Origin of the sequence: Rhodoplanes sp. SY1 (assembly GCF_046000175.1) — a bacterium.
GTDB lineage: Bacteria > Pseudomonadota > Alphaproteobacteria > Rhizobiales > Xanthobacteraceae > Rhodoplanes.
The window spans coordinates 1-825 of sequence record NZ_JBEOMB010000477.1; the positions used below are offsets into that span (position 1 = coordinate 1).

Annotated in this window: 1 protein-coding gene; it reads right to left on the reverse strand. The window is 67.2% G+C overall.

The annotated features are described in order from the left end of the window. Positions 1-825: tetratricopeptide repeat protein (locus tag ABTU92_RS30455; RefSeq protein ID WP_408095260.1), on the reverse strand; the 825-nt coding region annotated here is incomplete at both ends.

The window sequence follows — 825 nt, forward strand, 5'->3', positions numbered from 1 at the left end:
TCGGCGATCGCCTCGTCGTCGCGCCGCAGGCTCTTCAATGCGAGCCCGCGCTCCATGAACGCCCATTGGTGCTTGGGATCGATCTCGACGACACGGCTGAAGTCGGCGATCGCCTCGTCGTAGCGACGCAGGCTGCGCAGCGCCAGGCCTCGCCCGTACAGCGGCCGCGCCGCCTTCGGCGCCAGGGTCACGGCCTTGCCGTAGTCGAGGACGGCGTGCTCGTACTCGCGCCGGGTCCGGAAGATGTCGGCGCGCTCGACGAGCGGATCCGGATCCTTGGGATCGAGCGCGATGCCCTTGGTGAAATCAGCGATCGCCTTGTCGAGGTCGCCCTTGCCGGCATAGGCGCGCCCGCGGTTGAAGAAGCCTACGATCGACGTCGGATCGATCGCGATCAGCGCATCGTAGTCGGCGATCGCCCGGTCGTACTCGCGCTTGCCGATCAGCACGTAGCCGCGGCTGTTCAGCACATCCTTCGCTTTCGGGTTCAGCTCGAGCGCCTTGGTGTAGTCGGCGATCGCGCGGTCGAGATCGCGCTTGTGTCGCCAGGCGTCGCCCCGAGCCTGGTACGGCATCGGGTCCTTGGGATCGATGGCGAGGGCCCGGTCGTAGTCGGCGATGGCGCCGTCGTAGTCGCGTTTCGCCGCATAGGCGAGGCCACGTTGATAGAACGCGGAATCGAACGTGGGATCGATCTCGGCGGCCTTGCCGAAATCCGCGATGGCGCGATCCGTCTCCCCGATCACCCGCAACGCGACGGCGCGCCAGTAATAGACGTTCCGCTGGCCCGCCCCGAGCGCGATCACCTTGTCGTAGTCGGCGACG